Below are 1,554 nucleotides of genomic sequence, written 5' to 3' on the forward strand. Positions count from 1 at the left end.
ACTTTAGTAGTTGCGAATAGCGCGAAATGCGGCTTGCAACTTCTGTGAATCTTTTTTCCCCGGTGCGCTTTCTACTCCAGAGTTTAAATCTAATCCCAAGCAGCCTAATTTTGCTGCTTGCTGTGCATTTTCAGGCGACAGTCCACCTGCCAGCATGATTTGACTTGGATCGCCGATCAAAGACCAGTCGAACACGTGGCCTGTGCCGCCAGTTTGAGTACCAACTTGAGCATCCAGTAGGTGACGGTCAATGTTGTCTGCGAGCAAGGATGGCTTTGTATCCGCCACGCCGTAGGCTTTCCAAATCTCGACGCCAACGGGTAGTTCTGTTTTGAGCTGGTTGACGTACTCTTGATCTTCTAGCCCATGTAACTGCACGGCTTTTAAACCCAACGACGTTACGATTGAGGCGACATAATCAACGTCGTGATTTTGGAACACGCCAACATAATTAAGTGGCGCGCCGCTCATGGTTAGGCGAGCACTTTCAAAATCGACCGCTCGTTTCGATTTCTCAACGAAAATCAGACCACCAAATACTGCGCCTGCTTGATACGCTTTTGCCGCATCATCTGGGTGAGTCAGACCGCAAACCTTATTTTCACCTAGCGTTACTTTACGAACCGCAAGTTCTAAGTTGTCTTCCGCCATCAGCGAGCTGCCAATCAAAAAGCCGTCTGCATATTCTGCTAAGTCACGAACTTGTTGATGAGTGTAAATGCCAGACTCTGAAATAACCGTTGCGTTTGGTGCAAGCTTACGAATGGTTGGCGCAAGCTCTTTAGTTCGGTTTAAATCCGTTGTTAAGTCGCGCAAGTTGCGGTTGTTTATACCGATAACTTTAGCGCCAAGCTGAACTGCGCGGTGAAGCTCTTCTTCGTTGCTGACTTCCGTTAAAATGCCCATGTTTAGGCTGTGCGCAGCTTCTTCTAACGCTTTGTACTCTTCGTCATTCAGTACCGAAAGCATGAGCAATACCGCATCCGCGCCATAATGACGAGCAAGGTAAACTTGGTAGGTATCGACCATGAAGTCCTTACACAACACTGGTTGTTTCACTTGTCGGCGAACTTGAGGCAGAAAATCGAAGCTACCCTGGAAGTATTTTTCATCGGTCAGAACCGAGATCGCGTCTGCGTAGTTGTTGTAAACCGACGCGATGTAGTCCAAATCGAAGTCGTTGCGAATAAGGCCTTTTGATGGCGATGCCTTTTTACATTCTGTAATGAATACGGTTTTATCGCCACTCAATGCACCATAAAAACTGCGATCTGACGGCAATAGATCCGACTGAAAAGTGCTCAGATGCTGTGATGCTTTTCGCTCTGCTACCCATTGGTATTTATCGCGAACAATTTTGGCAAGCACTTCCGCCATTTCTGCTTCTTTTTTTGAGACGTGCTCTGATAAGTTGTTTGCTTGCTGGGTGTTGAAGTCAGTCATCTTCATCTGCTCCTTAAGCGTGTGCTGCAAGTTGCTGTACCAATTGGAAAGCTTTGCCTGAGTTCATAGCCTCGATCGCTTGCTGCGTGTTGGCTTTTAAAACTTCGTGGC

Annotated in this window: 1 protein-coding gene; it reads right to left on the reverse strand. The window is 47.2% G+C overall.

What is annotated here, in order from left to right; translation table 11 throughout:
* Positions 1 to 3: 3 nt before the first annotated feature.
* On the reverse strand, positions 4 to 1,443 hold the full coding sequence (gene trpCF, locus R7M72_RS24545) for a bifunctional indole-3-glycerol-phosphate synthase TrpC/phosphoribosylanthranilate isomerase TrpF (protein ID WP_318056394.1): 1,440 nt from the start codon (positions 1,441 to 1,443) through the stop codon (positions 4 to 6).
* Positions 1,444 to 1,554: the final 111 nt, after the last annotated feature.

The sequence above is a fragment of the Vibrio sp. YT-18 genome, assembly GCF_033337345.1.
GTDB classification, from domain to species: Bacteria; Pseudomonadota; Gammaproteobacteria; order Enterobacterales; family Vibrionaceae; genus Vibrio; species Vibrio alginolyticus.

Bases quoted from the DNA above. Each gene is read 5' to 3' on its own strand.
- trpCF (WP_318056394.1), bottom strand. From the start codon at position 1,443: ATGACTGACTTCAACACCCAGCAAGCAAACAACTTATCAGAGCACGTC.